Origin of the sequence: Campylobacter sp. BCW_6465, assembly GCF_001762815.1 — a bacterium.
In the GTDB taxonomy this organism is placed as follows: Bacteria; Campylobacterota; Campylobacteria; order Campylobacterales; family Campylobacteraceae; genus Campylobacter_D; species Campylobacter_D jejuni.
In genome coordinates, this window is record NZ_MJXN01000113.1 from 1 (window position 1) to 2,336 (window position 2,336).

The 2,336-nt window shown below is 26.4% G+C and carries 3 protein-coding genes and 1 pseudogene; 3 read left to right on the forward strand and 1 reads right to left on the reverse strand.

What is annotated here, in order from left to right:
• A pseudogene (locus AJ886_RS10085) lies at positions 1 to 392 on the forward strand (DNA repair protein Rad50); the annotation flags it as partial.
• Positions 393 to 726: 334 nt separating this feature from the next.
• On the opposite strand, the gene AJ886_RS10090 reads toward AJ886_RS10085, so the two are convergent.
• Positions 727 to 1,416, reverse strand: a complete 690-nt coding sequence (locus AJ886_RS10090) for a Fic family protein (protein ID WP_070287080.1) — start codon at positions 1,414 to 1,416, stop codon at positions 727 to 729.
• Between the two features lie 175 nt (positions 1,417 to 1,591).
• On the opposite strand from AJ886_RS10090, the gene AJ886_RS10095 reads away from it, so the two are divergent.
• Both AJ886_RS10095 and AJ886_RS10100 read left to right on the forward strand, forming a co-directional pair.
• On the forward strand, positions 1,592 to 1,819 hold the full coding sequence (locus AJ886_RS10095) for a type II toxin-antitoxin system HicA family toxin (protein WP_070283621.1): 228 nt from the start codon (positions 1,592 to 1,594) through the stop codon (positions 1,817 to 1,819).
• Between the two features lie 3 nt (positions 1,820 to 1,822).
• Positions 1,823 to 2,182: a type II toxin-antitoxin system HicB family antitoxin gene (locus AJ886_RS10100; RefSeq protein WP_002779573.1), complete on the forward strand. Its 360-nt coding sequence runs from the start codon at positions 1,823 to 1,825 to the stop codon at positions 2,180 to 2,182.
• The last annotated feature ends 154 nt before the right edge of the window (positions 2,183 to 2,336 follow it).

The following is a 2,336-nucleotide window of genomic DNA, read 5'->3' on the forward strand; positions in this document are numbered from 1 at the left end:
AAAATCAATATTTAGATAAAATTCCAGATCCTATACTTAATCTTATTAAAGATGAGAATAACAAATTAACTTCATTTTATAATGAGATGAGAAAGCGTATCAAAGAAGATAATTTCCAAAACATTAGTTACAGCAGTGACATAGTGTTTAATAATACTATGCAATATAATAAAAATAAAGAAAATGGTAATCCATTTTTTCATTATATTAGAGCAGCAGTAATGACACCTGAACATTTTAAAAAATTATTCCATAGTATGAATATTTCAAAAGAAATTCTCATGAAAATTCAACAAGCAGGATTTACCATTGTAACTACAAACGACCCCAATAAAAGAAAAAATTTTTATGAGAAACTAAAAAGTAAAGAAATTTTTATAGAAGTTTTATAATAGAACATATTAACGATAAAGACTTTGCAAGAACAAATAGCCGAAAGCCACGCCTCTTTCGGTTAAGTGTTTTTTGTTACAATTGTATTAAGCTTAGACTAAGTGTGGTTTTTATAGAATTTTCAACGGTTTTTTTAAGTGAGATAATCAACAAGCTTGATTATCTCGTTAATTAATTCTAAGACAAGAACTAAAAACTCAATGATCCTACTCATTATTCCTCTTTCTTATAACCGAAAGAGTAGCCATGCTTAATACGCTTTAATTATAGTATTTTTGAATGAATAAGTTTTAATGTTTTATATGAAAATTTGGGTGTTATCTCAATTCTTTCCTATAATTTGTTTTTTTCTTCATCATTATGAAAAATCATTGTTTCAATACAATTTTCTTTACAAAATTGTTTTATTTCATAATTATTGTTTGTTTCATAGAATTTAACAAGATGGGTAAAAAACTCATTCATATCATTCTTAGCAATTGCCAAAATACCGAATCCATTTTCAATTAAAATTTTATTAGCAATTAGCATTGAAGTTCTTTTATTTCCATCAAAAAATAATTGACTTCTCATAAGATATAACATCAAATCCAATGCTACTTCTTTTTTATTTTCATTTTTTAAAATTGTTTCTATATTTTCACTAACCTCATAATCAATAGGTAATTTTGGTTTAAAATTTGTTCCACTTATTTTAACATCAGCTGTTCTTAAAAATCCTGATTTATGAACCAAATCTCTGCCTACAATCCTATTAAAGTCCTGTATCAAACTCAAACTAACTTTTTCATTAATGGTATCAAACAAATAATTCCAAGCTCTTTTGAGATTTAAAATTATTGTTAAATCTTGTATTGTTTTATCAGGAACACTAAAGCCATCTATAATCATTTGAGTTTCAGGAAAAGTAACATTTACACCTTCTAAATTCGCGGATTTCCAAATAATATCTACAAGGTTTCTTTTTGCTAAAAATATATTTTCTTCTAAAGTTAAATTTCTCATTTTAAATCTTTCCTTCATAAAAATCCGCCTTGAGTTTTAACTCTTGGCGGAAATAACCCTAAAGGCTAACTATGAAACGACATAGTAAGCGTTTTGTGAGATTATATCTAAACTTTATTAAAAGAATTGCGTTCGGTTTATAAGTGATACTTAATAAAAAGTGTGTATAATACATACCCATAAGGATATTATAGTGAGTAAAAAAGATAAAATTATTAAAGATTTAAAAAATAATCCTAACAATGTGCCCTTTGAAACGCTTAAGATTTTATTAGAAAGCGAAGGTTATGAATGTTTTAATAAAGGCGGATCACATTATCAATTCAGAAAAAAAGAATGTGATCTTATTACTATTCCATTTAAACGCCCTATAAAGGCTATATATGTCAAAATGGTTTTAAAAGCTATAACAGGAGAATGAATGATGAAAGACTTAGATTACTATCTTAATCTACCTTATGAAATTATTATAAAAAAACTTGATGAAAAAGATGGCGGAGGATATTTTGCAAGATATAAAGATTTCCCTTATATTATGGGAGATGGTGAAAATGAAATAGAAGCCTTAAAAGATCTCAAAGAAGCATTTAAAGGAGCATTAGAAGTTATGCTTGAAAAAGGTGATTATATTAAAGAACCTATTGATAATGAAGCAAAAATTAGAATTAATATTACCTTGCCTAAAAGCTTAGTAGAGGCAATAGATACAATAAGCGATAATAGAAGCAAATTCTTAGCCGATCTTGCAAATAGCGCTATAAAATCTTATAAAATAAGCACCTAAAAATTGACATAGTTAAATAAAAAAAATCCATTTCAAACCCCTAAAAATAGGCATTTTATAGCAAAAAACTTGGCTTTTTTGATGAAATTTACTATAATATAGCTTGTATTTAAGTACTAATAAGGCTAATCTTCCGATTGTTTAGAAAGGGGGT

Coding starts and splice junctions, on each gene's coding strand:
- AJ886_RS10100 (WP_002779573.1), top strand. CDS start 1,823: ATGAAAGACTTAGATTACTATCTTAATCTACCTTATGAAATTATTATA.
- AJ886_RS10090 (WP_070287080.1), bottom strand. CDS start 1,416: ATGAAGGAAAGATTTAAAATGAGAAATTTAACTTTAGAAGAAAATATA.